This window comes from Bacillus cereus group sp. BfR-BA-01355 (assembly GCF_022663675.1).
Classification (GTDB): Bacteria; Bacillota; Bacilli; order Bacillales; family Bacillaceae_G; genus Bacillus_A; species Bacillus_A thuringiensis_S.
Genome location: NZ_JAKUFY010000446.1, coordinates 1 through 231 on the forward strand (window position 1 = coordinate 1; position 231 = coordinate 231).

Below are 231 nucleotides of genomic sequence, written 5' to 3' on the forward strand. Positions count from 1 at the left end.
CGGGATATCATGAAAAAAGCAAATGCAAACCCAGCCCAAAAAGCGTTCCAATTGTCGTTAATATCTGAGGCGGACTATAAAAAACAATTGCAAACAATTGAAGAAGAAAAGCGAAGAAAAGAAGAAGAAAAGAAAAGGCAAGAAGAAGAACAAAAAAGGAAAAAAGAACAGCAAGAGTGGTTTAATAAAGTGAAAGAGTGGATTCCATCGTTATGGTAAAAGAAAGAGGCG

General features: G+C 35.9%; 1 pseudogene. It reads left to right on the plus strand.

What is annotated here, in order from left to right:
* Positions 1 to 219: pseudogene (locus tag MR167_RS32415) on the plus strand (transglycosylase domain-containing protein); the annotation flags it as partial.
* Positions 220 to 231: the final 12 nt, after the last annotated feature.